The organism is Candidatus Propionivibrio aalborgensis, from assembly GCF_900089945.1.
Lineage (GTDB): Bacteria > Pseudomonadota > Gammaproteobacteria > Burkholderiales > Rhodocyclaceae > Propionivibrio > Propionivibrio aalborgensis.
This window is the reverse complement of record NZ_FLQY01000339.1, coordinates 1-904: the sequence shown is the minus strand read 5'-3', so window position 1 is coordinate 904 and position 904 is coordinate 1. Positions and strand designations below refer to the sequence as shown.

Here is a 904-nt window from a genome sequence, read left to right as displayed (position 1 = left end):
TTTTTGAGAGAAGTTGATGAAATCGTTTATTGCAGTAGTTTTGGGGCTGGTGGTGACGTGTTCTGTGGCATTCGCGCAGGAAGACCCACCTGATGCCTTGATCAAAAAGGTGACTGAAGACGTTTTGACCATCGTCCGCCAGGACAAGGATATTCAGAACGGCAATTCGAAGAAGGCCGTTGAACTGGTTGAGGCCAAGGTTCTGCCCAACTTCAATTTCCAGCGCATGACCGCGCTGGCAGTGGGGCGCGACTGGAACAAGGCGACACCCGAGCAGAAGAAACGTTTGTCCGAGGCGTTCAGAACGCTTCTTGTGCGCACCTATTCCAATGCCTTGACCGGATACAAGGATCAGACCGTACGCTTCAAGCCGACCAAAATGCAAAGCGGTGATACGGATGTAGAGGTCAGGACCGAGATTGTGCAGCCTGGCAGCAAGCCCATACAGCTTGACTATTCGATGGAAAAGCAGGCGGATGGGTGGAAGGTCTACGATGTTGTTGTGGCCGGTGTAAGTTTGGTGTCGAACTATCGCAATACCTTCAGCCAGGAAGTTCGCGCGAACGGTATCGACGGCCTTGTCCGGATGATTGAGAACAAGAACAAGCAGCTTGAAGCCAGCGACAAATGATTGAACAAAACGGTAATGAGCTGCGTATAACGGCTCCCATGCTGATTGCCAACGCCAGCGCCCTGCTCGAAGCAGGGCGCGGTTTTTTGCGTGGCGGAGTGGGAGCGGGTGAAGTCGTGTTCGACCTTTCTGCGGTTGACGAAACCGACTCTTCGGCGCTGAGTGTTGTGTTTGGCTGGCTGCGAACCGCCCGTGAGCGCAGTGTTTCCCTGCGCGTGGCCCATCCGCCGGCAAGCATGATTAGCCAGGCCGAGCTTTACGGGGTTTCCGATT

General features: G+C 54.3%; 2 protein-coding genes. Both read left to right on the top strand.

What is annotated here, in order from left to right:
• Window positions 1-16 precede the first annotated feature (16 nt).
• Window positions 17-631, top strand: a complete 615-nt coding sequence (locus PROAA_RS13920) for an MlaC/ttg2D family ABC transporter substrate-binding protein (protein WP_186411912.1) — start codon at window positions 17-19, stop codon at window positions 629-631.
• Window positions 628-904: STAS domain-containing protein (locus PROAA_RS13915; RefSeq protein ID WP_186411911.1), on the top strand; the 277-nt coding region annotated here is incomplete at its 3' end. The genes PROAA_RS13920 and PROAA_RS13915, both read left to right, overlap by 4 nt.